The organism is Metabacillus sp. 84, from assembly GCF_050107715.1.
Taxonomy (GTDB): Bacteria; Bacillota; Bacilli; order Bacillales; family Bacillaceae; genus Metabacillus_B.
This window is the reverse complement of the sequence record NZ_JBNILN010000004.1, coordinates 55,949-82,618: the sequence shown is the minus strand read 5'-3', so window position 1 is coordinate 82,618 and position 26,670 is coordinate 55,949. Positions and strand designations below refer to the sequence as shown.

The window sequence follows — 26,670 nt, the reverse complement described above, 5'->3', positions numbered from 1 at the left end:
AGGGGGTTTGTTTTGTGAGGGTTTTATTTGCTCCACCGGAATTACCGTCCCACAGCCATGTATTCTTCGTTGATACCACTGCTGCAGCAGGACATACACATGTCATGGATGGTTTTACAAAGCCTGTAAACGGAAATGCCTATGACGGGCATATTCATTTTTTCAACGGCATTAGCTCATTTGAAGAGGGACACTATCACAGATTTTACGGAAAAACAGGGCCTGCTGTCCCTCTGCCTAACGGAACGCATTATCACAGCATATCCGGAAGAACCTATTACAATTATAATGCGCCACCTGAAGCGGCCGGGGGGGTGCAGTATGCGGAAGGCGGAATTGACCGGCATTTCCACCTGTTCAGCGGAATGACCGGAAGTCCGGTGGGGATAGATCAGCCTGACTGGTATAGATGGCTCCCGCTCTGGCTATAATGGTTCCGTATGTGAACTGTGTGCGGAATCATGCTATACTAAGCTGGATAGCCATGAGCAGATCCTAAAGAGAGTGATAAGATTGAAAGAAAAACAGAAAGTCATTGTCATTATTGGTCCTACCGGGGTAGGAAAAACAAATTTAAGCATTGAAATCGCCAAACGGCTAAATGGGGAAATCATCAGCGGTGATTCGATGCAGATTTATAAAGGAATGGATATAGGTACCGCTAAGATACGGGTGGATGAAATGCGGGGAATTCCCCATCACCTGATCGACATTAAGGATCCTGATGAAAGTTTTTCAGCGGCTGAATTTCAGATGCTTGCGAGAGAATGCATAACGGATATCTCTTCAAGAGGGAAAACGGCCATAGTAGCCGGGGGCACAGGTCTTTATATTCAGTCACTTCTTTACGATTATCAATTTTCTGAACAGCCATCTGATCCCGGATACAGAAGGCAAATGGAAAAAACCGCTGAAGAGAAGGGGTCTGATTACGTCCACTCCTTATTAAGAGAATGCGATCCGGAGTCGGCGAGCCGAATTCATCCAAATAACGAAAGAAGGGTTATCCGGGCGCTCGAGATTTTTTACAGCAGCGGCAAAACCATGACGGAGCAGCTGAAGCACCAAAAAAGAGAGGAACATTTTCATTCTGCCATTATAGGCTTGACGATGGACCGTGAAACCTTGTACTATCGAATTAACCACCGGGTTGATTCCATGATGGAGGAAGGCCTGCTGGAAGAAGTGACCCGGCTGTACGAATCCGGATTAACATCCGGGCAGGCAGTTCAGGCAATTGGATATAAGGAGATTTACCAGTACCTCGAGGGCGGTATAACTCTGGAGGAAGCTGTGGAACAGCTGAAACAGAACTCAAGAAGGTATGCTAAACGGCAGCTTACCTGGTTTCGGAATAAGATGGATGTCGAGTGGTTTGATATGACTCCTCCAGCTGATCCACAACAGAAGCTTGACGAAATTTTTACATATATAGCAGGAAAGCTTCATCTTTAATCGAATAGTAACCTTATAGAGAAACGAGGAGGACAAATCATGAAACAAGCAATCAATATTCAGGACCAGTTTTTAAACCAGCTGCGCAAGGATGGAATCTTTGTAACAGTATTCCTCTTAAATGGATTTCAGCTCAGAGGGCTGATCAAAGGATTTGATAATTTTACTGTCCTGCTTGAAACGGAAGGCAAGCAGCAGTTAATTTATAAGCACGCGATTTCTACATTTGCTCCGCAGAAAAACATCCAGCTCGAAACTGAATAAACGATAGCTGATTTGCCGCATGCCATAATGGTATGCGGTTTTTGTTTGTACTTATTCTATGGCTTCAGACAAGTTCTCCGTGAATACACATAAAAAGATCAGCTCTTTTCCATTGCTTAAATCATCGTTTACTTTGACAGTCCGGGAGCCTCTCCTCCTAAATAAAGCTGAATCGGGTCCCGATTGCCTTGAATTCGGTTGTTGGATTGAACATAAGACTATAGGCATTTGTCACGGCCGGAACAGATGCTGCGTATAGTAAGTTAGAAAGCAGAGGTGACTCTTTTGGATCAGGCTGTAACCTATAAGAATAACGGACAGATTAACATTATTCTCAATGGACAAACGAAGGCGGGAAAGGAAGCTGACTCGAAAGGATATGATCTGGTGCTTCCTAAAACCGATTATAAACATGCGATTCTCAAGCAAATTGAAGAAGAAATGGGCACCCTTGTCGGCATGGAAGAAATGAAGCGAAACATCAAGGAAATATATGCGTGGATATATGTCAGCCAAAAACGTGAAGAACAAGGGCTGAAAGCAGGCAAACAGGCGCTTCATATGATGTTTAAGGGAAATCCGGGGACAGGAAAAACGACGGTAGCGAGACTGATCGGCAAGCTGTTCTGCCAGATGAATGTTTTATCAAAGGGGCATTTGATTGAAGCGGAGCGGGCGGACCTGGTTGGAGAATACATTGGCCATACGGCTCAGAAAACGAGAGACTTAATTAAGCGCGCGCTCGGCGGGATCCTCTTTATTGATGAAGCCTACTCCCTTGCCCGGGGAGGGGAAAAGGATTTCGGCAAAGAGGCAATCGACACGCTGGTTAAGCATATGGAAGATAAGCAGCATGAATTTATCCTTATTCTTGCGGGGTATTCAAGAGAAATGGATCAATTTCTGTCGATTAATCCAGGTCTCCATTCAAGATTTCCGCTCGTCATCGACTTTCCGGATTATACGGTGGACCAGCTGATGGATATCTCGAAACGAATGATTGAGGAAAGGGAATATTCGTGGAGCCGGGAGGCGGAGTGGAAGCTTAAAGACCATCTGATGGCTGTCAAAAGCATGACGCAACCCTCTAAATTCAGCAATGGAAGGTATATAAGAAATGTCATTGAAAAATCAATCAGAGCCCAGGCAATGAGGCTGCTGATGGCGGATAAATATCACCGGGATGAACTGGTCACAATTAAGGCGCAGGATCTGATCCTTCGGGAAGAAAAACCGCAATAGCGGTTTTTTTTTGATTGATGGAGCGATGTATGGCTGTACTTGGTTTTGACATGAAACGTCGAATAGGGACAAATAGTGCAGAAAAATAGGTTTTAGCGAAGTAAAATGGGGTATAAGGTATTGGGGGATATCAACACCAAAAATTCCGGGAAAAAATGAATTCTGAATGTTTAAAAAGATGGGAGGGAGCCTTTTGAAGAGAAAATGGGGCATGTGTGCAAAAATCATCATCCTTGCTTTAATGCTCTCGCTAGCCGGCTGCGGTCAATCAGGAGAGGGAAAAGTAAGACTGGACTTCATGTGGTTCTCTGATGGCGGAGAAGGAGAGGTCATGAAAGAAATTATCGAAAACTATGAAAAACAGCACCCTGAAGTGGATATCAATCTGGTGGAAGTTGCTTTTAAGGATGTTAAAACAAAGCTGAAAACAATGATAGCAGGGGGCAAACCCCCAGCATTGGTACGAATAAATGATACATATGAATTTGCGGATCATGCCATTGATTTAACAGAATACGTCGGGGATAAGGATAAATTCATCGGGCAGTTTGAGGATTCTATCCAGCCGTTTTATGTCATCAACGACCGGATCATCGCCGCTCCGATGGATATAACAGCGAATGGGATGTATTACAATAAAGATTTATTTAAGAAAGCCGGAGTAGAGGTGCCGGCTTCTCCGGAAGAGGTTTGGACATGGGACGAGTTCCGCACGGCTCTGCAGCAAATCAAAGCAAGCGGAGAAGCACGGTATCCGATGGTATGGGATTTTTCCGGACACCGCTGGTCCACAATGATGTACGAATATGGGGGCAGCTTATTCGATAAGGATTTGACAAAGGCTGCAGTCAACAGCCCTGAAGCAGTCAATGCCCTGGCAGAATTTAAAGACATGCATGAGGAAGGACTGATCCCCGACTCTGTATGGCTTGGCGGGGAGAATCCGAACAATCTGTTCCGTTCAGGTACTGTGGCGGTTCACTTAGCGGGCAACTGGATGATGGGCAGCTACAAAGATATCACTCATTTTGACTGGGGTGTGACGTATCTTCCGAAAGAAGAACGGCGGTCTTCAGTTCCGGGCGGCAAATATGTAATGGGACTGAAAAATACAGGGGTGGAGAAAGAAACAGCAGAATTCATTCAATATCTGTCCACAAAAGAAGTCAACGCCGAATACATTGAGAAGTCGTTGTTTCTGAGTGCGAGAAAAGATAACAAAGACCTCAGCTATCCAATGGATGACAAGCTGTTTGCTGTGTTTACGGATGAGTTTAAGAACACTTCTCCCCAAGCGGCAAAAGACTGGGGAAACCAAAAAGTTATGACAAAAAATGCCGGAGATCTGACAACAGGTATTTCGAAAGCGCTTAAAGGGGAGCTGACGCCTCAGGAAGCTCTCGACGAAGTAGCTAAAATCTTCGATGAAACGATTAAACAGAACAATAAACAGCCGTAAAGGGGGGACATTCCATGGTCGTAGAAAAATCCAAGTCCGTATCCGTACCGATGAAAAAAATGAAAGAGCAAAGCATTAAAAGCGATCAGCGAAAAAGAAAATGGGCTCCTTATTTATTCATCCTCCCGAATCTCCTGATCTTTTTAACGTTCATTATTATACCTGCACTTATGGGGTTCATTTATTCATTTACGAGTTACAACGGCGTTTCCAGTATGACGTTTATCGGTATGGAGAACTATATCCGGCTTTTTAATAATGCGGAATTCTGGAAAATTTTAATGAACACGCTCATTTACGCAGCTCTTGTTGTTCCGCTCGTTTACGCAATCTCGCTCGGAATTGCGATGCTGATGATTAAGGAAGTAAAAGCGAGAGGGTTATTCAGAGCCATCATATTCTGGCCGACTATGATTTCGTTTATTATCGTTGGGTTATCGTGGAAATGGATTTTCGGAGACAGCTTTGGAATTGTTACGTATTTGCTTGAAGCAGGGGAACTGCCTTCCATTAAATGGCTATCAGATCCTGCCATTGCAAAAATTACGATTGTGATTGCCACAGTTTGGGCTCGGGTTGGGTTCTTTATGGTAATTTTTATCGCAGGACTTCAAAGCATACCGGCTGCTTATTATGAAGCAGCCCAGATCGATGGTGCGAACAGAATCCAGCTTTTTTGGAAAATCACACTGCCGCTGCTAAAGCCCACAAGCCTTTTGGTTTTCATGCTGTTAATCGTGGAATCCGTTAAAGCGTATCCGCTGATCTTTTCTCTGACAGGCGGAGGTCCGGCGAAGGAGACAACTCTCATGGTGCAGTACATTTTTGAATTTGGATTCACAAAAAGCGAAGTAGGATATGCGAGTGCGATGTCGGTTGTGCTGTTCGTATTGATAGGTGTTTTTACAGTCATTCAATTCAAATGGGCACAAGGAGGGAAAATCAATTGACACAAAGAGCAGGCTTCTTCACTTACTTTGCCTTAATCGTATTGGCGCTCCTTTTTATTGCTCCTGTCCTATGGATCTTCCTGTCTTCCATAAAAGGCCCGATTGATTTGTATTCATGGCCGCCAAAGTTTTTGCCGGACTCGCTGTCATTCGAAAACTTTACAGCCGCCTTCAGTAAAGGAAATTTCGGATTATATTTCTTAAACAGTGCAATCGTTGCTGTATCAGCGACCGTTTTAACCCTGTTTATCAATACGATGGCGGGCTACGCTCTTTCTAAATTCCGGTTTAAAGGGGATACGTTGATTCTGTTTTTATTTCTGTCTACATTGATGATTCCGATTGAAGTCATCATGACGCCGATTTTTACAGTTATCAGCAAGCTCGGACTATACAACAATCTGCTTGGGCTTATTATTCCTCCGGCAGCTACTCCAATGGGGGTCTTCCTGATCCGCCAATACTTGCTCACGGTACCGGATGATCTATTAGAGGCGGCGAGGATGGACGGTGCAGGCGAATGGAGAATTTTCTGGACCATTATTGTTCCGATCGCCAAACCGGTCATAGCGGTTCTGACTATTTTTTCATTCATGTGGAGATGGGATGACTTTATCTGGCCGCTCATAGTGATCAGTGATCCGTCGAAATATACGATTCAGCTGGCACTGGCCAACTTCATCGGTGAATTCAGAGTGGACTGGGGAAGCCTTCTTGCGATGTCGGTGGTGACGATGATTCCAATTCTGATTGTATTTTTGATTTTCCAAAAACAGTTTATTAAAGGGATTGCTACCTCGGGGATGAAAGATTAAATATTACCTGACCGGACGTTTTGCCGTTCAATGTTCGAGGATCAAAAGGTTCAAGGAGTCAAGGCGGAGACCCGTATATTCTCCGTCTTGAAGGTATAAGAATAGGAACCGCAAGAGAAGTGATTGGGTGAAATGATGTTGTATGAGGGAAACCTGGATGAGGCCGTTCATCCTGGCCGTAAAATCATGGGGGTTCACAAAATTGCTTAGGAAAATAACAGCGAGGGGACGAGATGGTTGAAAATAGCACTTACTGCGGACTCAGAAATAAAAAAGTGGTTCGGTGTCTAATGGCAGGGCGGCAGCTAAACCTGCGGCCCTATCCATCTTTACCGAAAGTACTTGAAACTCCCTTTACTTGAAATGTTATTGCTCCAGATCGGTTTTTTGCTCTTCGTATATCCTCCTGGCAGGAAGTCTCCAATTGAAGGTGTAGGATAAAATCCTAAGCAAGGTAATGACTGCGAACAATGTGTAGAGCTCAAGCGGTGAGGCCGCCCATCCAACACCGATGAAGAGTCCTCCGATAATCGCCCAGGCGGCGTAAATTTCTGCTCTGAGCACTAAGGGCTTTCTTCTCGCCAGCAAATCCCGCACGATCCCTCCGCCGCTTCCGGTCAAAACAGCTGCCACAATGACAGCGCTTAATGGATGCTGCATTTCTGCGGCATACAGCGCACCCTGAATGGCAAAAGCGGATAATCCAATCGCATCAGTGAAATTTCCCCAGCGATTCCAATGTTTCATCAGCATCCGGGGAAAGATGAAGACGAGCGTAATTGAAAAAAGGGCGACCTGAAAATACAAACCCTGCTCCCAAAGGGCGGAAACGGGTACGCCGATCAGCAGGTTGCGGATTGCGCCACCCCCAAAGGCTGTTACAATGCCTAGTATATATACACCAAGAATGTCATATTCTTCTTCCATCGCAACGATTGCCCCGCTTATGGCAAAGGCCGCGGTACCAATGATGCTCAGCACTTCCCACGTCATAGCATTTCTCCTTAATCAATAATGCAGCCGTATAGATTTTATCCGGAGTTTCTCTTTAAATCAATGATTTTTTTTCAAATTCATTGTAAAAATGGTATGATTAATTTTATCCTTAAGAATCAGAAAAAGGCAGGAATGCAGATTGAATGAATTATCACAAACTCAGCCCGAAAAGGCGATTATCGTTGGCTGCCACTTACCTTATGTAACAGAAGAGCACTTCCACTATTCACTGGAAGAGCTGAAATCACTCATTATAACAGCTAAAGGCATCGCTCTTGCTTCCGTTACTCAAAAACGCGACAGGCTTCACCCTGCCACTTGTATCGGAAAAGGCAAACTCAGTGAACTGAAAGCGCTTGTTGAGGAACTCGAACCGGATGCCGTAATTTTTAATGGAGAACTTTCTCCAAGTCAAATCCGCAATCTATCCAGAGAGTTAGAAGTAAAAGTGATTGACCGGACTCAGCTGATCCTGGATATATTTGCACAGCGTGCACAGACAAGGGAAGGTAAGCTCCAGGTTGAACTCGCGCAGCTGGATTATCTTTTGCCCAGGCTTTCCGGACAGGGGATTCACTTGTCAAGGCAGGGAGGGGGCATCGGAACTAGAGGCCCAGGTGAGACGCAGCTTGAAACGGACCGAAGACATATCAGCAGGAGAATGGTTGAGATTAAACAGCAGCTGAAAACCGTTACCAGCCACCGGTCAAGGTACCGCGAGCGCCGTAAACGGAATCAGGCTTTTCAAATTGCCCTTGTAGGGTATACAAATGCCGGGAAATCGACCCTGTTTAACCGTTTGACAGAAGCAGACAGCTATGAGGAAAATCTTCTTTTTGCGACCCTTGATCCGATGACCCGGAAAATGGGTCTTCCAAGCGGTTATCAGGCCTTGCTGACTGACACGGTTGGTTTCATTCAGGATTTGCCAACCACTCTGGTTGCGGCTTTCCGTTCTACTTTGGAAGAAGCAAAGGAAGCGGATTTAATTCTTCATGTCGTGGACACATCCAGTGAAGACAGCATGAACCATGAGAAAACGGTTTTCCGTCTGCTGGATGAACTGGAAGCAAGTTCAATACCGAGGCTGACCGTCTATAACAAAAGGGATAAAGTACTCCCGGAGTTTACACCGAATACTTCAGATCCATACGTATTGATCAGCGCTCTGAATAAAGAAGATGTAAACCAATTAAAAGAAAAAATGGAAGAACAGGTTAAAAAGGAAATGGTTCCTTATTCAATGGAACTTGCAGCCGGCGAAGGAAGGCTGATCGCTCAGCTGAAACGGGACACCATAGTCCGTTCGTTCCAATTTATTGAAGAAAAAGAAGCATATGAGATTTCCGGCTATGCACGGGAAGGTGACTCCAAGCTTCCAGCTAAAGAATCAGCAGATGAGGATGAATGGTAAAATGTTTAATCGGCTAAAACATGGAGATCAGCTTGAGCCGCTGATCTCTGAGACGGAAAAAGAAATTGCTCACGTACATAAAAAGATTGATGAACGGATTGAGATCAATCAATACCGCGTGCTGGAAAGCTATCAAAAGCATAAAGTGAGTGACTCTCATTTTATGCCCTCCACCGGCTATGGCTACGATGACATTGGAAGAGATACACTGGAAAAAATCTATGCTGATGTGTTTGGAGCGGAAGCCGCCTTGGTTCGTCCGCAGATCATTTCAGGCACCCATGCAATCTCGATTGCTTTATTCGGGGTATTAAGGCCGGGGGACGAGCTCATTTACCTGACAGGAAAACCTTATGATACACTGGAGGAAATTGTCGGGATAAGGGGATCAGGCATTGGTTCTTTAAAAGAATTCGGCATTAGCTATCAGACTGTAGACCTTCTAGAAAGCGGGAAGCCGAATTTAGAAGCTGCCGCAAAGGCTATCACGGAAAAAACAAAAATGGTTGGAATACAGCGCTCAAAAGGGTATGCAAACCGTCCATCCTTCACAATTGATGAAATAAATGAAATGGCTGCCTATGTCAGATCCATCGATCCTGAAATCATCGTTTTTGTTGACAACTGCTATGGGGAATTTATTGAAGAATTGGAACCTTGCCATGCAGGGGCAGACTTAATTGCAGGCTCCCTTATAAAGAATCCCGGCGGCGGCCTTGCTAAAACGGGAGGGTACATAGCCGGAAGAAAGGATCTTGTGACAGCTTGCTCATACCGAATGACTTCTCCAGGGATCGGTGCTGAAGCGGGTGCTTCTCTTTACAGCCTCCAGGAAATGTATCAGGGTTTTTTCCTTGCTCCTCATGTAGCCGGGCAAGCGCTTAAAGGGGCTATATTCACAGCTTCCATCCTGGAAAAAGCCGGTTTGAAAACTTCTCCTTCCTGGAACGCTCCCAGAACAGACTTAATTCAGTCTGTGCAATTTGACGATCCTGACCGGATGGTTGCTTTCTGCCAGGCTATCCAATTTGCATCGCCTATTAATTCGCATGTTACTCCATATCCGAGCTATATGCCGGGCTATGAAGACGATGTGATCATGGCAGCCGGAACATTTATTCAGGGGGCAAGCATTGAACTTTCGGCAGACGGCCCGCTGAGAGCTCCTTATACGGCCTACGTTCAGGGCGGGCTCACTTATTCGCATGTCAAAATTGCTATTTGTTCAGCTCTGGATGCGCTGCTGGAAAAACGATTAATAACGATATAAAGAGCGGGCTTCCCGCTCTTTTGCTGTATAAAAAGACCTGTAATTATCCGGATTAAGGAAGAAATCCAGGTCAATCAACTTTAATGTCACATTTCCTTACATATCCTTGACACATAATATAACATTGAATATAATAGCAGTAAGATTTGATAAGGAGGAAAAGGAATGGGTGATAATGTCAGACGCTCAATGCCTTTGTTTCCAATAGGGATTGTTATGCAGCTTACGGAATTGTCTGCCAGGCAAATCCGCTACTATGAGGAGCATGATCTCGTATTTCCAGCCCGTACAGAAGGCAATCGCCGCATGTATTCGTTCAATGATGTCGATCAGCTGCTGGAAATTAAAAGTCTGATTGAAAAAGGCGTAAATCTGGCGGGAATTAAACAAATCTTTGCAAGGAAAGAATCTCCTGCCGTTCAGCATGCTGAACCTGTCAAAGCAGATAAACCGGATCTGACGGACGAGGAGCTGAGAAAGCTTTTAAAAGCCGACTTGGCCCAAGGAAGCCGTTTCAACCGGCCAACACTCAGGCAGGGAGATATGTCCCGATTCTTTCATTAATTATTCGTGAGCACCATTTAATTGTTTAAATAAAATTGTATTCGAATTGGGAGGAAATGATTATGTCAAAGTATACCAAGGAAGACATCGTAAAGTTAGTGGAGGAAAACAACGTCAAGTACATCCGCCTGCAGTTCACGGATATTCTGGGCACCATCAAGAACGTAGAGATCCCTGTAAGCCAGCTTGAAAAGGCACTGGAAAACAAAATGATGTTCGACGGGTCCTCTATTGAAGGCTTCGTACGCATTGAAGAATCTGATATGAACTTGTATCCGGATCTTGATACGTTCGTCATTTTTCCTTGGACATCTGAAAAGGGAAAAGTTGCCCGCTTCATCTGTGACATTTACAATCCGGATGGCACTCCGTTCGAAGGAGATCCGCGTGCGAATCTTAAACGCGTACTTGGAGAAATGGAAGAGCTTGGCTTTACGGATTTCAACCTTGGGCCTGAACCTGAATTTTTCCTCTTTAAGTTGGATGAGAGAGGCGAGCCGACTCTAGAATTAAACGATAAAGGCGGATACTTTGACCTTGCCCCGACAGATCTTGGTGAAAATTGCCGCCGCGACATCGTGCTTGAGCTTGAAGAGATGGGCTTTGAAATTGAAGCATCCCACCATGAAGTGGCTCCGGGCCAGCATGAAATCGATTTTAAATATGCCAGTGCGATCAGAGCCTGTGATGATATTCAGACATTTAAGCTTGTCGTTAAAACCATTGCCCGTAAGCATGGCCTGCATGCTACGTTCATGCCAAAGCCTCTGTTCGGTGTGAATGGATCCGGTATGCACTGTAACCTCTCCCTTTTCAAAGAAGGAAAAAATGCCTTTTTTGATGAAACTGGAGATCTGCAGATGAGCGATACAGCACGCCAGTTCATCGCCGGCATCATTAAGAACGCTACAGGCTTTACAGCTGTGACGAACCCTACAGTGAACTCCTATAAGCGTCTTGTGCCAGGCTATGAAGCGCCTTGCTATGTAGCATGGTCCGCCCGTAACCGCAGTCCGCTGATCCGGATCCCGGCATCCCGCGGCATCTCTACCCGTGTTGAGGTCCGCAGTGTTGACCCGGCAGCGAATCCTTACCTTGCGATGGCCGTTCTTCTGGCCGCTGGACTTGATGGAATCAAGAACGGATTGACTCCTCCTAAGCCGATCGACCGCAACATCTATGTGATGAACAAAGAAGAGCGTCTGGAAAACGGCATCGTCGATTTGCCATCCACATTGGCTGGAGCACTTGAAGCTCTCAAATCCAATGAAGTGATCGTAAAAGCGCTTGGAGAACATTTGTTCGAACACTTTATCGAAGCGAAAGAAATCGAATGGGATATGTTCCGTACGCAAGTGCACCCTTGGGAGCGCGAGCAGTACATGAGCATGTACTAAAATTCAAAAACCCTGATACCAATGGTGTCAGGGTTTTTTTGTGAAAAAGGCTTTTGTACTATTTCTGTCGAATACCTAGAAAAATGTAAAAGAAAGGACAGTAGAAAATTTTTAAAAAGTTACTTGCGGCAAGAAAATCTATAAAGAACTGAGGGGAAATCGATGTCTCAAGATGGCATTGTTCTAGTTGTAACTGTATCCATCATAAATGATGATAAAGTGTTGATCATAAGGGAGAATAAACCTGCCGCAGTCAATAAATGGACCTTTCCGGGTGGTCATGTTGAATATGGCGAGTACATTCTCTATGCTGCCCAAAGGGAAGTGAAAGAGGAAACAGGATACGACATAAAACTGATTGGGACTACTGGCGTATATAATTTTATCAGTAATACAAACAATCAAGTGATCCTGTTTCATTTTATTGGTGAAATTACTGGTGGGCGGTTAAAGCTCGAAGAAGAAGGGGTTACTGACAGCAGGTGGATTAAGGTGGCTGACTTTGCAGAATATAAAGATGAAGATTTAAGGGAACCACATTTAATAAAGCAAATAATTGATAACTTACTAAATAAAAAGATATATCCAATCAGTACTTTTAACGAAAAACTGGGCAAATGATGGTTATTAAGAATGCACTGCAGAAAGGAAAACACGAAACGAATTCGAATCATTTGACCTGTGTAACGATTTATAATAAGATAGTTGACGAGTCAATGATTGACCTATCAACTATGTAAGATTCTATTCCAGAAAGGGAGGTTGCTATTGAAAGAATGGTGTGCAGAGGATGACGAACTATTCCACAGACTTTATGAAGTCAATAAAAGGATCGTGCCTAAATTTGAGCGCTGCACAGGCCTCAGCCAGTCCCGTCTGGAGATCCTGCATAAGCTTTATGAAAAAGAGGAAATGACCCAGCGGGAATTGCAGAAAGCTGTTCAGATCGATCATGCAGCCGTGACAAGGCATTTGAAGCAGCTCGAGGAAAGAGGAAGCGTCTCCCGCCGCAAGAATCCGGAGGATACTCGTTTCACGTATGTGAAGCTGACCGATGAAGGGCGCAGAAAAATGGATGCTTACCGCGAGGAGAAACAAAAATTTGTTTCCAATGTGTTAAAAGGTTTTACTGAAGAAGAGCGGAGCAGCTTAAGAGGAATGCTGACTAGGCTGCAGCAAAATATAGAAGACATCGAATAATGCACTTCACATCTTAGAAAAACAGAAGGAGAATGATCTATGATTACCAACGACTTTAAACAAATCATCACAGGGCGCCGCTCCATCCGAAGCTACGACCCTGCTGTAAAAATCAGCAAAGAGAAAATGACGGAGATCCTGACGGAAGCAGCGCTGGCTCCTTCATCTGTTAATATGCAGCCATGGAGATTTCTTGTCATTGATTCTGAAGAAGGAAAAGCAAAGCTTGCACCTCTTGCTAAATTCAACCAGACTCAAGTAGCCACTTCTTCAGCTGTTATTGCAGTTTTTGCAGATATGCAAAGCGATCTTTATTTAGATGAAATTTATGATACGGCTGTAGAAAAAGGCTTAATGCCTGCTGAAGTACGCGACCGTCAAGTCCCGGCCATCAAAGGATTCTTTGAGAACAGCTCATACGACCAGCTGAAAGAGATGAACCTGATTGACTCTGGGCTTGTTTCCATGCAGCTGATGCTTGCGGCACGCGCACATGGGTATGATACAAACCCGATCGGCGGCTATGAAAAAGATCAGATCGCAGAAGCTTTCGGGATGGATAAAGAACGCTATTATCCTGTAATGCTGCTGTCCATCGGAAAAGCAGCGGATCAAGGCTATCAGTCCTACCGCCTGCCAACTGAAAAAATTACCGAGTGGAAATAAGAATAGAAAAGGAGAATGAAAATGATCATTATTCATGCAGAATTTCAAGTAAAGCCAGAGAAGGAAACTGAATTTTTAACAGAAATCACAGCACTTGTATCCGCTTCAAGAGAAGAGAGCGGCAATGTTTCCTATGAATTAATGAAAAGCACTGAGCGCGATTATGTCTACACGATGGTGGAGCTATGGAGCGGTCAGGAAGAGGTTCAAAGCCATAACGAAAGCGCACATTTTCAGGCATTTGTTGAAAAAGCACCGCAATACCTTGCGGCTCCACTGACGGCAAAAGTTTTTGCAGGAGAAGAAATCAAACGATAAGATTAGAACCCCCGCTAAAATGCAGCGGGGGTTTTTTATTGCGAAAGGCCTGTTCGTTTAAGGTGCGTCCCTATTTTTTCCTGGAATGGAACAGCTATTAAGAAAACTGATGAACATCATAAAAGAAAAATATTTTACTAATGCTAAAATTTTCTGTAAAATTAACTGGGAATCTATTTATCAGGGTTAACAAGGGTACTGACTATGTTGAAAGCCGACTTATTTTATCGGTATAATCGTGATATCGCATGAATTCACGCAGACGAATGAGGTGTAAAGATTGCCATTACATGTAACGAACAGTCCATTCAATCAGGAGCAGGCTGATCTGCTGAACCAGCTTCTGCCATCTTTAAACCCGTCACAAAAAATGTGGCTTGCCGGGTATCTGGCTGCCATTGACCAAGATGCTTCATCTGGTACTGCTGTTACACAGCAGCAAAATGAATCTGCTCCTGTATCTAAAGAAGTCACCATCTTATATGGATCTCAGACAGGGAACGCCCAGGGACTGGCTGCAAAAAGCGGCAAAAAACTGGAGGAGAACGGATTTAAAGTAACCGTGTCCTCCATGAACGATTTTAAACCGAATTCTCTGAAAAAGCTTGAAAATCTACTCATTGCTGTAAGTACACACGGGGAAGGCGACCCGCCGGACAATGCTCTGACTTTCCATGAATTTCTGCATGGAAAGCGCGCACCGAAACTGGAAGGTTTGCGTTATTCAGTACTGTCGCTCGGAGACAGTTCGTACGAGAAATTCTGCCAGACAGGAAAAGAATTTGACTTGAGGCTGGAAGAGCTGGGAGCAAGCAGGCTTGCACCGCGCACAGACTGCGACTTGGATTATGACGAACCAGCTGCTGAGTGGCTTGACAAAGTATTGGCTGAATTGCAGGGAGCAGCCGCACAGCCTGTTTCCAATAATAAAGAAATTACCTACTCAGGCGAAAGCACGTATACGCGGACAAATCCATTTTATGCAGAAATATTAGAAAGCATCAATCTCAACGGGCGTGGCTCAGACAAGGAAACGACCCATTTGGAGCTCTCGCTTGAAGGTTCCGGCCTCTCCTATGAGCCAGGGGACAGTCTGGGAATTTACCCGGAAAACGACCCGGCTCTCGTGAACCTTATAATAGATGAAATGAAATGGGACGAAAATGAAACCGTAAAGGTCAACAAGCAGGGAGAGACTAAATCTCTTAAAGAGGCGTTGACTTCGAACTTTGAAATTACCGTCCTGACTAAACCGCTTCTTGAACAGTCATCCCAGCTGACAGACAGCAAAGAGCTGAAAGAGCTGCTGTCAGAAGGGCATGAGGAAGAGCTGAAAACCTATCTGAAAGGCCGCGATCTGCTCGACCTGCTCCGTGATTATGGACCATGGAAAGGATCGGCACAGGATTTGTTATCGATTCTCCGTAAAATTCCGGGCCGCCTTTACTCGATCGCGAGCAGTCTGGAAGCAAATCCTGAAGAAGTGCATCTTACAATTGGAGCCGTCCGCTATGAGTCATACGGCCGTTCCCGGAGCGGGGTGTGTTCCATCCTCTGTGCAGAGCGGCTTCAGCCGGGAGATAAACTACCGGTCTACGTCCAGTCCAACCAGAACTTTAAGCTCCCTGAAAACGGAGATACCCCGATCATTATGATCGGTCCCGGCACTGGTATCGCGCCTTTCCGTTCATTTATGCAGGAGCGCGAGGAAAAAGGGGCAGGCGGAAGATCGTGGCTGTTCTTCGGCGACCGCCATTTTGTCACAGATTTCCTTTACCAGACAGAGTGGCAGAAATGGATCAAAGACGGTGTCCTGACAAAAATGAATGTAGCGTTCTCAAGAGATACAGCAGAGAAGGTTTATGTACAGCACAGAATGCTCGAGAACAGTAAAGAATTATATGAATGGATTCAAAGCGGTGCCGCCGTTTACGTATGCGGGGATGAGAAGAATATGGCGCATGACGTTCATAACAGCCTTATCACCATCATTGCCAAAGAAGGCAATATGGGAAAAGAAGAGGCGGAAAAATACATCGCCGCCATGCAGCAGGAAAAACGGTACCAGCGGGACGTGTATTAAACGTCATGGAAAGGAGCTCGATCGAATATGTCTAAGCGAATCTTAACTGCCCCAGAAGGCAGCCCGAGCGATGTTGAACGCATAAAACAAGAGAGCAGGTTTTTGCGCGGGACTCTCGAGGAATCGATGCTCGAGCAAATCAGCAGCGGCATCTCAGATGATGATAACAGATTAATGAAATTTCACGGCAGCTATCTGCAGGATGACCGGGATCTCCGCATTGAGCGTCAAAAACAAAAGCTTGAACCTGCATACCAGTTTATGCTGAGGGTACGTCTTCCGGGAGGGGTGGCCACACCGGAACAATGGCTCGTCATGGATGACCTGGCAGACAGAAACGGCAATGGAACCCTGAAACTAACGACGAGAATGACCTTTCAGATGCACGGTGTTTTAAAGTGGAACATGAAGAATACGATCAAGGAAATCCATCAATCCATGATGGACACGATCGCAGCATGCGGAGACGTAAACCGGAACGTGATGTGCAATCCGAATCCTTATCAGTCAGAAATCCATCATGAAGTGTACGAATGGTCCAAAAAGCTGAGTGAGCATTTGCTCCCTAAGACGAGGGCATACCACGAAATCTGGCTGGATGAAGAAAAGGTAACAGGGGAGGAAGAGTTTTCTGAACCGATGTACGGTCCGCTTTATTTGCCGAGGAAATTTAAGATCGGCATCGCCGTTCCGCCTTCTAACGATATTGATGTCTACTCGCAGGACCTTGGTTTTATCGCGATCGTCGAGAAGGGTCTGCTGAAAGGCTTTAATGTGATGATTGGCGGAGGAATGGGGATGTCTCATGGAGATAAGGAGACCTATCCTCAAATCGGTAAAATCATCGGCTTCTGCACCCCGGATAAAATTCTGGAGCTGTCGGAAAAGATCATTACCATCCAGCGGGATTACGGCAACCGTTCTGAAAGAAAGAACGCACGTTTTAAGTATACAGTCGACCGCCTCGGCCTGGAAACCGTGAAAGAGGAGCTGGAAGAGAGGCTCGGCTGGAAGCTCGGGCAGCCTGAAGATTTTCATTTTGACCATAACGGGGACCGTTATGGCTGGGTGGAAGGAACAGAAGGCACATGGCATTATACGTTGTTTGTAGAAGGCGGCCGTGTGGCGGACTTTGAAGGCTACCAGCTTAAGACAGGCTTAAAAGAGATCGCGAGAGTGCATACCGGCGATTTCCGCCTTACTGCCAATCAAAATGTTATCATCGCGAATGTAGCTGCTGAAAAGAAGGCGGAAATTGAAGGGCTCATTCAAGCATACGGCTTAACAGACGGAGCCCATCACTCTGCACTCCGCCGGAGTTCGATGGCATGTGTAGCACTCCCGACATGCGGTCTGGCTATGGCCGAGGCGGAGCGTTACCTTCCAGAGCTGATCAGCAGGATTGAAGAAATTGTGGATATAAACGGTCTTCGGGGAGAAGAGATCACCATCCGCATGACCGGCTGTCCGAACGGATGTGCCCGCCATGCACTGGGGGAAATCGGCTTTATCGGAAAAGCTCCCGGAAAGTATAACATGTACTTGGGAGCAGCCTTTGACGGCAGCCGGCTCAGCAAAATGTACAAAGAGAACATTGGAGAAGAAGAAATTCTGAATGAGCTCGGGCAGCTTTTGCCCCGCTACGCAAAGGAAAGAGAACAAGGAGAACATTTTGGGGATTATGTCATCCGTGCCGGCATCATCGGGGCAACGACTGACGGAACCAACTTTCATGCGTTATAAAAAAGAAGATGGCTGCCAGCCATCTTCTTTTTATGCAGAAAAAAAGCCTGTCCTGACGAACAAGGCTCTCAATGCACCGTACGATATACGCCAATCACTTTTCCTAAGATTGAAACATTCCGCAGGATAATAGGCTCCATGGATGAATTTTCCGGCTGAAGCCTGATATAATCCTTTTCTCTGAAAAAGCGCTTGACGGTTGCTTCATCATCTTCCGTCATGGCGACCACGATCTCTCCATTATTAGCAGACTGCTGCTGGCGGACTATCACAAGGTCTCCGTCCAGAATTCCCGCTTCAATCATACTGTCTCCTACAACTTCAAGCATAAATACATGGTCATCAGGAGGGACCAGACGTTCGGGCAGCGGGAAATATTCTTCAATGTTTTCTACTGCTGTAATAGGAACCCCTGCTGTAACCTTCCCGATAATCGGGATGTTGACAGCGCTGCTTTTTGGAATTTCCAGTTCTTCGTTCAGTACTTCAATCGCTCTCGGCTTAGTGGGGTCTCTCCGTATCAATCCTTTATTCTCGAGCCGCGCAAGGTGGCCATGCACGGTAGAGCTAGAGGCAAGGCCTACGGCCAAGCCAATTTCACGGACGGAGGGAGGATAGCCTTTGCTTTTGACTTCCTGTTTAATAAATTCCAGAATGTCCTGTTGCCTTTTTGATAGTTTGCTCATCCTTAGCACCTCAGAGTAAGTAATTTATAGTTATTATAGCATGATTTACCTGCATATACAAACATAAGTTCGAAAACCTCTTGACTGGGAATGTTTGTTCGGATTATAATGAATTTATCAAAATACGAACAAACATTCTGGAGGGATTCAAATGTCTAAAATTACATTTGCTTACATTTCTGTTTTCGCACTTCTTGTTGGAGGAATTTTATACGCAGCCGCTGATAAAGGGAACAGCAGCCTGCTTGAAAAATATGCTAAAATAGAAATCCGTGAAGGCGATACGCTGTGGGATCTTGCGGAAGAGCTCAAAGGCAGACATGATCTTACAAGTACTGAATTCGTGGAGTGGGTCAACAAGGAGAACAGGATGACTTCCCTCGTCATTAAACCTGGCGAAGAGCTGTATATACCGGTTAAAAAAGAAGAAGTGTATAAAATAGATGCGAAGATGATAGCTTCAGAAGAGTAGGTGGTTGTTTGAAAGCGATAATTTACTGCAGGGTGAGCACAGATAAGGCAGAACAGGAGACATCGCTGCAGAGGCAAAAGGAAGAACTCTCCTCGCTTGCAGAAGAGCACGGGATGGAACCGGTGCAGACCATCATGGAGAAAGCCAGCGGCTATGAAATAGAGAGAGAGGGGATCCTTACCCTTCTTGATGCGGTGAAAAAAAGAGAAGCAGAGGCGATACTCATTCAGGATGAGACAAGGCTTGGGAGGGGCAGTGCCAGAATGGCCATCCTTCATTTTCTGTATAAAGAAAAGGCTAAAGTATTTACGATTTCACATCAGGGAGAGCACCAGCTTTCTGAAGCGGATTCAATGGTCCTTGAAATAGTGGGTATTGTAGAGGAGTACCAAAGGAAAATACATAATTTAAAGATTAAACGGGGAATGAAGCGTGCAGTAGAAAATGGCTACCGTCCCCAGGAAAACCTGACAGATCTCTCCTCAGGCGGAAGGAAAGACAAAATAGATGTTCCTATCGAGGATATTATCCGTCTTAGGGCAAGCAAACTCACCTTTGCAGAAATTGCCGCTACCCTTAGAGGATTTGGATATTCCGTTTCAAAAGCAACCGTTCATCGGCGATACCAGGAGTATACGGAAGAAACAAAGGCAGCCGAACAGGAGAACTAATCTGTTTGTTTGCCTTTTTCTCATATATTTTGTACGATGTCACTACTAACTTTAGTTTTGATGCAGGAACTTTGCTTTTGGCAGAGCCGGTTTATAAAGGAGAATCAATATGCTTTCTAAAGAAAAAATCGACAGAATCAATGCTCTTTCAAGAAAGTCCAAATCCGAGGGGCTTACGGAAAAGGAGCTTCTTGAACAAAAGAGACTCCGTGAAGAGTATCTCCGTGCTTTTAGGGGTTCTATGAAGAACACGCTGAAAAGTGTAACGGTTGTAGACCCTGAGGGAAATGATGTAACTCCACAAAAATTGAAAAATGAAAAGAATAAAGGATTGCATTAACCAGGGCCTGTTGAAATTAACAGGCCTATTGGTTGTACATTTTCTTTTCTACGGATATGATAAGAGGGTAAATTGTTCACGAAAGGATGGTTATTATGACATTATCTACTATTGATTCATTATCCATTGCTACAATTCGTACGTTATCCATTGATGCAATTGAAAAAGCAAAATCAGGGCATCCGGGAATGCCGATGGGTTCCGCTCCAATGACATATAAGCTTTGGGTAGATTTTATGAAGCAAAACCCCGGCAACCCAAATTGGTTTAACCGTGACCGGTTTGTTCTTTCAGCCGGACATGGCTCTATGCTTCTTTACAGCATGCTTCATTTATCCGGATACGATGTTTCCATGGAGGATTTAAAATCATTCCGTCAGTGGGACAGCAAAACTCCGGGACATCCTGAATTCGGGCACACTCCGGGAGTTGACGCAACGACTGGTCCGCTTGGACAGGGAATTGGAATGGCTGTCGGCATGGCAATGGCTGAACGGCACCTTGCTCATACATATAACAGAGGTTCATACAACATCGTAGACCATCATACATTTGCCGTTTGCGGAGACGGAGATTTAATGGAAGGAATCTCTTCTGAAGCTTCGTCATTTGCCGGCCACTTAAAGCTTGGCAGGTTAATTGTTCTTTATGATTCCAATGATATCTCTCTTGACGGGGATCTTGACCGCTCTTTCAGCGAAAACGTCCAGCAGCGCTTTGAGGCGATGGGCTGGCAGGTTCTGCGTGTAGAGGATGGAAATGATACGGATGAAATAGGCCGGGCTATTGAAGAAGCCAAAAAGAACGAAGATCAGCCGACTCTCATCGAAGTAAAAACGACAATCGGCTTTGGTTCTCCAAACCGTGCAGGAACATCAGGGGTACACGGTGCACCGCTCGGAGCAGAGGAAACGAAGCTTACAAAAGAAGCATACAAGTGGACTTTCGAAAAGGATTTCCATGTACCGGATGAAGTGTATGAACATTTCAGCAAAACCATTAAAGACCATGGGGCTCAGGCTGAGCAAGAGTGGAATGAACTTTTTGAGGATTATAAAAAAGAGTATCCTGAGCTTGCAGAAGAGCTGACAAGGGCCATCCACGGCGAGCTTCCTGAAGGATGGGACGCGGATATTCCTGTCTATGAGACAGGTGCAGGACTCGCTTCCAGAGCTTCTTCAGGAGAAGTGCTTAATGCGATAGCCAAAAATGTGCCTTACCTGTTTGGAGGCTCTGCTGACCTTGCAGGTTCAAATAAGACAACAATTAAAAATGTAGAGGACTTCACGGCGGATAACTACAGCGGACGCAACATCTGGTTCGGTGTCAGGGAATTCTCAATGGGTGCTGCTCTTAATGGCATGACTCTGCATGGCGGCCTAAAGGTTTTCGGAGGAACATTCTTCGTATTCTCTGATTACCTGCGTCCGGCTATTCGTCTTGCTGCGCTTATGAACCTTCCTGTGACCTTTGTCTTTACACACGACAGCATTGCCGTTGGGGAAGACGGCCCAACGCATGAGCCGATTGAACAGCTCGCTTCTCTGCGCGCCATGCCAAACCTTGATGTTATCAGACCCGCAGATGGCAACGAAGTAGCTGCGGCCTGGAAACTGGCAGTAACATCAGAATCAAGTCCAACGGCTCTTGTCCTTTCAAGACAGGATCTTCCGACGCTGGAGCATTCTGCAGAACTTGCTGCTTCAGGAGTGGAAAAAGGAGCTTACATCGTTTCTCCTGCCGATAAAGAGCAGGCAGATGTGCTTCTGCTGGCTTCAGGATCTGAGGTTGGTCTAGCGGTAGAAGCTCAGAAAGCACTTTTGCAGGAGGGCATCCACGCTTCAGTTGTCAGCATGCCATCCTGGAAAAGGTTTGAAGAGCAATCAGAAGAATACAAACGCTCCGTTCTTCCAAAAGAAGTTAAAAAGCGTCTTGCTATCGAGGTTGCGTCTCCGCTTGGCTGGGAACGTTACACAGGAGATGAAGGGGATGTACTTGGAATCAATCGTTTTGGGGCATCAGCACCTGGCAGCACAATTATGAAAGAATTTGGATTCACCTCTGAGAATGTAGCAGCGAGAGTCAAAGCGTTACTGAATAAATAGGATTTATTGATCGAGTGTTCGTTTTCACACCTGTTGACTGGAACGGAAGGCAACCTGGGAGGAACCTTGCCGCTCGCCTTCAAGCTGCAATCAACAGTCAAGTTAACAGAGCTGATCAATTAGAGGAGAAGAGGAGCCGGCATTATACCGGCTCTTCTTTTATCTCTATTCGACATAATTAGTGGTTCCTCTCTCCGTATTAAGACACTCTTCACTCCATCCATCCCGTTATAATGAGTAAAAGGGCGGCATCGGCTTAGGAGGGATTACCATTGAGGCATTACTATGTGTATTTTATGGAAGAGGAGATTGCAAGTCATTATTTTGGCAAGGAATCAAAAATTTTTGATCTAATTCGCACGTATCATTGGACAAGCATACATGATGAGCGTTACTCATTGCTTAAACAGCAGGTTGAGTATATATCGAAGCCTATTCCTTCAAAATCGATTCATCAGCTGCTGAACGGATTTTTAATGATGAGAAAGGGGTACAGGCAGCTTGGAGACTTGCACAGAATCGTGTTAAATGGCGATCCTGGACAGGCTACCCTTCTGATTAAAGAGAGGTATCTGGAAATTGATGCCCAGGGCAGCTTTGAAGCTGAGACTATATTTTTTGAAATTCTCCGTAAAATGAATCCCTGTTTTCTCGCAATGGACTTTCAATCAAGAAGATATGGCTGGCTAAACCCGATATCGGAAAGAAAATTTGTCTAAAAAAGCAGAAATTAGGCAGGAATTATTGTATAATTGCCGAGGGTTTAGTAGACTGTAAACGAGAGAACTTGAAGGAGGAACTACCATGGCTTTATGGCTCGGCATTACACTGATTATAGTTGCTCTTTTGGGCGGCGTGGCGCTGGGTTTCTTTATCGCTCGCAGATACATGATGAGCTATTTGAAAAAGAATCCGCCAATTAATGAAAATATGCTACGGATGATGATGATGCAGATGGGAATGAAACCGTCCCAGAAGAAAATCAACCAAATGATGAAGGCGATGAACAATCAACAGTTGAAGTAGACCCTTGTGGCTGCAGGGTTTATCGCTTAACGATAGATACTCGAAGACACATTTGCAGGCTTGCTTTTACTGTGAGGTAAATTCTATATAGGAATTTATTGAAATGAATCTGTACTTTCCCGAACCACTTATTCTGTTGGCAGCTTAGCCTATGGATGGTGGTTCTTCGTCTTATACAGGAGTTTATTTTCCGCTGCGGCCGTTCGCTTATCCCTATACAGAAACAGCCACCAAGAAATGTGCATGAGTGCCTGCAGAAAGATCATTTGCTTCTTTACCAAATCGGTTAACCGATCATTCTTTCAATAAACGAAATAAATGAACGATTGAATTCGTATATAATAAAAGAAATGACCGATAGTGGCCATCTCTTTTCTGACAAAATTATAAGCTGATCCGCTGTCCGTTATTGGAAGACTGAAACTGCTGGTACTCATAGAGCATTTTATCGAGTTCCTGACTGTAACGAATGGTAATCGATGAAGACATACCGTTTTTATCAGCTATTTCATTAAGTTCTACCCGTTTCTGTTCAATCTCTTTAAGTATACTTTTTTTCATCGCTGCGATAAATCCCTTCTATATGAACTGCTGCTTGCACCTGGAATTCGGTTGGAGCAGGAGATGTAATAATCTTATTAAATTATAAGGGCATTTACTGAATTCTTCTATATGCTGGATTTAACTGTAAGAAAATTGACATATCCCTGTCATAAAGTGAAACAATTTTTTCTTGCTGCACTTGATAAAATAGAGATAGGGAATTTTATTGCAAGGAAGGGACTGCTTAAACATAAACACTTGGTCAATCAGGAAACGGAGGGGGAGAATGAATGAGTGACGTGAATGTGCTTCTTTCTTTCGGTGCGGGGTTTCTGTCGTTTATTTCACCGTGCTGCTTGCCTGTGTATCCGGCATTTTTATCATACATAACCGGGGTAACTGTATCGGATTTAAAACATCATCAGGGGATGCAGAATAGGCAGAGCCTGCTGCATACATTCTTCTTTTTACTTGGATTCTCTATTATATTTGTTGCGTTGGGGTACAGCGCTACTATTATCGGACGCTTTTTTATTGATTATCAGAATCTTTTGAGACAGCTCGGTGCTATTTTGATGATCGTAATGGGTTTTGTTACACTTGGAGTGTTTAGTCCGGCTCTGCTCTTGAAGGAGCGTAAATTTCAATTCAAAACCAGGCCGGCAGGGTACGCCGGTACTTTACTAATTGGTCTTGGTTTTGCCGCTGGCTGGTCACCGTGCATTGGACCCATTCTGACCTCAGTAATGGGACTTGCCAGTTCCCAGCCCGAATCCAGTGTTCTTTATATGGTAAGCTATGTGCTGGGATTTTCGGTTCCCTTTTTCCTAATGGCATTCTTCCTTGGAAAAATGAATTGGATAAAGCGTCACACCGGTGCCTTTATGAAAACAGGCGGGACTGTTATGCTGGGGATGGGACTTATCCTGTATTTTGACGGATTGTCCAGGATTATCATTTTTTTCACTGAGCTGACAGGTTTTTCAGGATTTTAGACCTATAAATTTATTATAAATGAGACAAATTTACTACATATTTCTTATGAATCTGTTATAATAAGGGCAGAAAAAGTGCTAAGCATGATGGGGAGGGGTAACATGGCGGGGATTTTAATCGTCGATGATGCCAAATTTATGAGAGTAACGCTGACCAGTATTTTAAATGGAGCCAACCACACGATTGCAGGAGAAGCTGAAAATGGATTTGAAGCGGTCAGCAAATACAGGGAGCTTCTTCCCGATCTGGTTACACTTGATATTACAATGCCTGAAAAAAATGGGATTGAAGCCCTTAAAGAAATTATGAGGGAATTTCCGTCCGCCAAGGTGATTATGTGCTCTGCAATGGGACAGCAGAAGATGGTTGTGGAAGCCATTGAAGCAGGAGCAAAGGATTTTATAATTAAGCCATTTGATGCAAGCCGTGTGCTGGAAGCTGTGGATCGTGTATTAGGATAGTTCATTTGCCATTTAGAGTCTGTCTAAATGGTTTTTTTGTTCCGCAGCATGATAAAGGCGGACGAGTCATATGTTAACTTAGGCATAAATGGTTTATAATAGAAGCAATACACTGCGAGGGATGATAAAGGATGGATTTACTGATCATTTCTACTATATTGGCCGTTTTTATGGGCTGCATCGTGCTGGTAGTAAGAATGAGAGCCTCCAGGAGGCCTGCATCTGCAAAAAAAATCATCTTGCCGCCGCTTTTTATGAGTACCGGAGCTCTCATGTTCGTTTTTCCTTTTTTTCGTGTAACGTTTGCGGAATTTTCGGAAGCGATCCTGGCAGGCATGTTTTTTTCGATATTCCTCATTAAAACAAGCAAGTTTGAAATCAGGGACAATGAAATTTATTTGAAGAGATCCAAGGCCTTTGCTTTCATACTAGTGGCGCTTCTCGCACTCCGGATTGGCTTGAAGTCTGTTTTAAGTTTATCCATTGATGTGGGAGCACTGAGCGGAATGTTCTGGATTCTGGCTTTTGGAATGATTGTACCCTGGAGGATTGCCATGTATGTATCGTTTAAGAAAATACAAAACCAGCTTAATCCGCCAAACAGTCAGGCGACTTAAAAAGCTGCAGCCGGTAACCCGGATGCAGCTCTTCTCTTTCTTAAAACATTGCTTTATAGGAACGGTGATCGATATTCTTTTCTTTCAGTCTTTTTATTAAGAATTTATGATCTCTTTTAGGTGTGGCCAGAATATAGCCTCTGATTACATGATCCTGAGTGATAAAAGAAGCTTTTTCGCTTAAGGCAAGCTCACCGATTTTGCCTGCAATTTTCTCCCTTGCCACATCCCTGAACAGTTCGGGAACTGGGGCAACTAATTCCTCTAATAGCTCTTTCTGCTGCTGCTCCCACAGATGGCGCGATTGGCTTATATAATGATCCTGCCAGTCCAAATCGGATTTCCCATCTTCTTTGGGCAGTCGCTTTAAGAATTTTCTGAACATAAAGTATCCGCCGATCGAGAGCATTCCGGCGAGGAAAAACACCCAAAATACGATAAACCATTGAAACCAGCCGTCCAGCATCATCCTTCACCCCAACTGTTTCCATTTATTCTTTTATTATACATGAAACGGGCTCAGTTTAGTGGCAAGCGCTTTATTTTTCTTCAATTTGTGAAAGCCGTTCCCCGGGGACAGGGAAGGACATCAATTAGAGCGGCTTTGTCTCTGGGCTGCGGCTCCTCTTAAACGGGCAGGATCTTTCATGGGCCCTGAGGGAACCTGCGGAGAAGCTGTGCCGTTCGCAGATTCGGATGACACCGATTCCATATCAGGGCTGCCTTCTGCGGTTTTCGATGCAGTTACAGGTGAAATGTTCGCCGCATTGCCGAAATGGACAATACCTCCCGAAACCTCATTAATAACCAGGTTTTTAATATATACTCCCATTTGCTATCTCTCCTCCGGCTTTTTTCTATTATATGTACAGGCTTCATTCCTTGTATAAGCATTTATCCAAAAATGGAAAAAAGCA

At 44.7% G+C, this 26,670-nt stretch carries 31 protein-coding genes; 26 read left to right on the top strand and 5 right to left on the bottom strand.

Translation table 11 applies throughout. The annotated features are described in order from the left end of the window. Positions 1–14: 14 nt before the first annotated feature. From ACQCV8_RS09415 to ACQCV8_RS09385, 7 genes are all read left to right on the top strand, one after another. Complete coding sequence (locus tag ACQCV8_RS09415; RefSeq protein WP_426844358.1) at positions 15–431, top strand: YmaF family protein; 417 nt, start codon at positions 15–17, stop codon at positions 429–431. Between the two features lie 82 nt (positions 432–513). Further along, positions 514–1,455 (top strand): tRNA (adenosine(37)-N6)-dimethylallyltransferase MiaA, encoded by a 942-nt coding sequence (gene miaA, locus ACQCV8_RS09410; protein ID WP_426844357.1) that lies wholly within the window; start codon positions 514–516, stop codon positions 1,453–1,455. 39 nt (positions 1,456–1,494) lie between these two features. Beyond that, on the top strand, positions 1,495–1,719 hold the full coding sequence (gene hfq, locus ACQCV8_RS09405) for an RNA chaperone Hfq (protein WP_426844356.1): 225 nt from the start codon (positions 1,495–1,497) through the stop codon (positions 1,717–1,719). Positions 1,720–1,995: 276 nt separating this feature from the next. Beyond that, a complete protein-coding gene (spoVK, locus tag ACQCV8_RS09400) occupies positions 1,996–2,961 on the top strand; it encodes a stage V sporulation protein K (protein ID WP_426844355.1) in 966 nt (321 codons plus the stop codon). 193 nt (positions 2,962–3,154) lie between these two features. After that, positions 3,155–4,420, top strand: a complete 1,266-nt coding sequence (locus ACQCV8_RS09395) for an ABC transporter substrate-binding protein (RefSeq protein WP_426844353.1) — start codon at positions 3,155–3,157, stop codon at positions 4,418–4,420. A 14-nt stretch (positions 4,421–4,434) separates the two neighbouring features. Next, positions 4,435–5,370: a carbohydrate ABC transporter permease gene (locus tag ACQCV8_RS09390; RefSeq protein ID WP_426844352.1), complete on the top strand. Its 936-nt coding sequence runs from the start codon at positions 4,435–4,437 to the stop codon at positions 5,368–5,370. Further along, the gene (locus ACQCV8_RS09385) at positions 5,367–6,185 is read left to right on the top strand and encodes a carbohydrate ABC transporter permease (RefSeq protein WP_426844350.1); all 819 of its coding nucleotides are present in this window, start codon (positions 5,367–5,369) and stop codon (positions 6,183–6,185) included. The genes ACQCV8_RS09390 and ACQCV8_RS09385 overlap by 4 nt, the downstream gene beginning before the upstream one ends. A 366-nt stretch (positions 6,186–6,551) precedes the next feature. Here the strand turns inward: ACQCV8_RS09385 and ACQCV8_RS09380 are convergent, their stop codons facing one another. After that, entirely contained in the window at positions 6,552–7,178 is a 627-nt protein-coding gene (locus ACQCV8_RS09380) for a trimeric intracellular cation channel family protein (protein ID WP_426844349.1), read from the bottom strand. Positions 7,179–7,320: 142 nt separating this feature from the next. Between ACQCV8_RS09380 and hflX the strand changes: the two genes are divergently transcribed. The 10 genes from hflX (at position 7,321) to cysI (ending at position 17,836) form a co-directional block, all read left to right on the top strand. Further along, positions 7,321–8,595, top strand: coding sequence for a GTPase HflX (gene hflX / locus ACQCV8_RS09375; RefSeq protein WP_426844348.1), 1,275 nt, complete (start codon positions 7,321–7,323; stop codon positions 8,593–8,595). A gap of 1 nt (position 8,596) precedes the next feature. Further along, positions 8,597–9,865, top strand: a complete 1,269-nt coding sequence (locus ACQCV8_RS09370; RefSeq protein ID WP_426844347.1) for an aminotransferase class I/II-fold pyridoxal phosphate-dependent enzyme — start codon at positions 8,597–8,599, stop codon at positions 9,863–9,865. Between the two features lie 165 nt (positions 9,866–10,030). Continuing rightward, positions 10,031–10,429 carry a MerR family transcriptional regulator gene (locus ACQCV8_RS09365; protein WP_426844346.1) on the top strand — a complete coding sequence of 133 codons (399 nt, stop codon included), beginning with the start codon at positions 10,031–10,033 and terminating at the stop codon, positions 10,427–10,429. 62 nt (positions 10,430–10,491) lie between these two features. Next, positions 10,492–11,826 carry a type I glutamate--ammonia ligase gene (gene glnA, locus ACQCV8_RS09360; RefSeq protein WP_426844345.1) on the top strand — a complete coding sequence of 445 codons (1,335 nt, stop codon included), beginning with the start codon at positions 10,492–10,494 and terminating at the stop codon, positions 11,824–11,826. A gap of 162 nt (positions 11,827–11,988) precedes the next feature. Further along, on the top strand, positions 11,989–12,447 hold the full coding sequence (locus ACQCV8_RS09355) for an NUDIX hydrolase (protein ID WP_426844344.1): 459 nt from the start codon (positions 11,989–11,991) through the stop codon (positions 12,445–12,447). A gap of 147 nt (positions 12,448–12,594) precedes the next feature. Beyond that, positions 12,595–13,026 carry a MarR family winged helix-turn-helix transcriptional regulator gene (locus ACQCV8_RS09350; protein WP_426844343.1) on the top strand — a complete coding sequence of 144 codons (432 nt, stop codon included), beginning with the start codon at positions 12,595–12,597 and terminating at the stop codon, positions 13,024–13,026. 39 nt (positions 13,027–13,065) lie between these two features. Beyond that, positions 13,066–13,692, top strand: coding sequence for a nitroreductase family protein (locus ACQCV8_RS09345; RefSeq protein ID WP_426844342.1), 627 nt, complete (start codon positions 13,066–13,068; stop codon positions 13,690–13,692). Positions 13,693–13,713: 21 nt separating this feature from the next. After that, complete coding sequence (locus tag ACQCV8_RS09340) at positions 13,714–14,010, top strand: putative quinol monooxygenase (protein WP_426844340.1); 297 nt, start codon at positions 13,714–13,716, stop codon at positions 14,008–14,010. A 280-nt stretch (positions 14,011–14,290) separates the two neighbouring features. Next, positions 14,291–16,093, top strand: a complete 1,803-nt coding sequence (locus ACQCV8_RS09335) for an assimilatory sulfite reductase (NADPH) flavoprotein subunit (RefSeq protein ID WP_426844339.1) — start codon at positions 14,291–14,293, stop codon at positions 16,091–16,093. Positions 16,094–16,120: 27 nt separating this feature from the next. Beyond that, positions 16,121–17,836 carry an assimilatory sulfite reductase (NADPH) hemoprotein subunit gene (gene cysI, locus ACQCV8_RS09330; protein ID WP_426844338.1) on the top strand — a complete coding sequence of 572 codons (1,716 nt, stop codon included), beginning with the start codon at positions 16,121–16,123 and terminating at the stop codon, positions 17,834–17,836. Between the two features lie 68 nt (positions 17,837–17,904). Here the strand turns inward: cysI and lexA are convergent, their stop codons facing one another. Further along, entirely contained in the window at positions 17,905–18,522 is a 618-nt protein-coding gene (lexA, locus tag ACQCV8_RS09325; RefSeq protein WP_426844337.1) for a transcriptional repressor LexA, read from the bottom strand. 151 nt (positions 18,523–18,673) lie between these two features. Here lexA and yneA point away from each other — a divergent pair, with 151 nt between their 5' ends. The 6 genes from yneA to ACQCV8_RS09295 all read left to right on the top strand — a co-directional run bounded on the left by yneA (position 18,674) and on the right by ACQCV8_RS09295 (position 23,136). Beyond that, positions 18,674–18,994 carry a cell division suppressor protein YneA gene (gene yneA / locus ACQCV8_RS09320; RefSeq protein WP_426844336.1) on the top strand — a complete coding sequence of 107 codons (321 nt, stop codon included), beginning with the start codon at positions 18,674–18,676 and terminating at the stop codon, positions 18,992–18,994. A gap of 8 nt (positions 18,995–19,002) precedes the next feature. Then, positions 19,003–19,665 (top strand): YneB family resolvase-like protein, encoded by a 663-nt coding sequence (locus ACQCV8_RS09315; protein ID WP_426844335.1) that lies wholly within the window; start codon positions 19,003–19,005, stop codon positions 19,663–19,665. 109 nt (positions 19,666–19,774) lie between these two features. After that, on the top strand, positions 19,775–20,005 hold the full coding sequence (locus ACQCV8_RS09310) for a DUF896 domain-containing protein (RefSeq protein WP_426844334.1): 231 nt from the start codon (positions 19,775–19,777) through the stop codon (positions 20,003–20,005). Positions 20,006–20,100: 95 nt separating this feature from the next. Beyond that, positions 20,101–22,110 carry a transketolase gene (gene tkt, locus ACQCV8_RS09305; protein WP_426844333.1) on the top strand — a complete coding sequence of 670 codons (2,010 nt, stop codon included), beginning with the start codon at positions 20,101–20,103 and terminating at the stop codon, positions 22,108–22,110. A 272-nt stretch (positions 22,111–22,382) separates the two neighbouring features. Further along, positions 22,383–22,829, top strand: coding sequence for a sporulation inhibitor of replication protein SirA (sirA, locus tag ACQCV8_RS09300; RefSeq protein WP_426844332.1), 447 nt, complete (start codon positions 22,383–22,385; stop codon positions 22,827–22,829). A gap of 85 nt (positions 22,830–22,914) precedes the next feature. Further along, positions 22,915–23,136, top strand: coding sequence for a YneF family protein (locus tag ACQCV8_RS09295; protein ID WP_426844331.1), 222 nt, complete (start codon positions 22,915–22,917; stop codon positions 23,134–23,136). Positions 23,137–23,520: 384 nt separating this feature from the next. Here the strand turns inward: ACQCV8_RS09295 and ACQCV8_RS09290 are convergent, their stop codons facing one another. After that, positions 23,521–23,697 (bottom strand): aspartyl-phosphate phosphatase Spo0E family protein, encoded by a 177-nt coding sequence (locus ACQCV8_RS09290; protein WP_426844330.1) that lies wholly within the window; start codon positions 23,695–23,697, stop codon positions 23,521–23,523. A 272-nt stretch (positions 23,698–23,969) separates the two neighbouring features. On the opposite strand from ACQCV8_RS09290, the gene ACQCV8_RS09285 reads away from it, so the two are divergent. The 3 genes from ACQCV8_RS09285 to ACQCV8_RS09275 all read left to right on the top strand — a co-directional run bounded on the left by ACQCV8_RS09285 (position 23,970) and on the right by ACQCV8_RS09275 (position 25,753). Then, positions 23,970–24,674: a cytochrome c biogenesis CcdA family protein gene (locus ACQCV8_RS09285; protein ID WP_426844329.1), complete on the top strand. Its 705-nt coding sequence runs from the start codon at positions 23,970–23,972 to the stop codon at positions 24,672–24,674. Positions 24,675–24,776: 102 nt separating this feature from the next. Next, positions 24,777–25,136 carry a response regulator gene (locus tag ACQCV8_RS09280; protein WP_426844328.1) on the top strand — a complete coding sequence of 120 codons (360 nt, stop codon included), beginning with the start codon at positions 24,777–24,779 and terminating at the stop codon, positions 25,134–25,136. A 131-nt stretch (positions 25,137–25,267) separates the two neighbouring features. Continuing rightward, positions 25,268–25,753 (top strand): CcdC family protein, encoded by a 486-nt coding sequence (locus ACQCV8_RS09275; protein ID WP_426844327.1) that lies wholly within the window; start codon positions 25,268–25,270, stop codon positions 25,751–25,753. A 40-nt stretch (positions 25,754–25,793) separates the two neighbouring features. Here the strand turns inward: ACQCV8_RS09275 and ACQCV8_RS09270 are convergent, their stop codons facing one another. Beyond that, positions 25,794–26,219: a DUF2621 domain-containing protein gene (locus ACQCV8_RS09270; RefSeq protein WP_426844590.1), complete on the bottom strand. Its 426-nt coding sequence runs from the start codon at positions 26,217–26,219 to the stop codon at positions 25,794–25,796. Positions 26,220–26,342: 123 nt separating this feature from the next. Further along, positions 26,343–26,585, bottom strand: a complete 243-nt coding sequence (locus tag ACQCV8_RS09265) for a spore germination protein (protein ID WP_426844326.1) — start codon at positions 26,583–26,585, stop codon at positions 26,343–26,345. Positions 26,586–26,670: the final 85 nt, after the last annotated feature.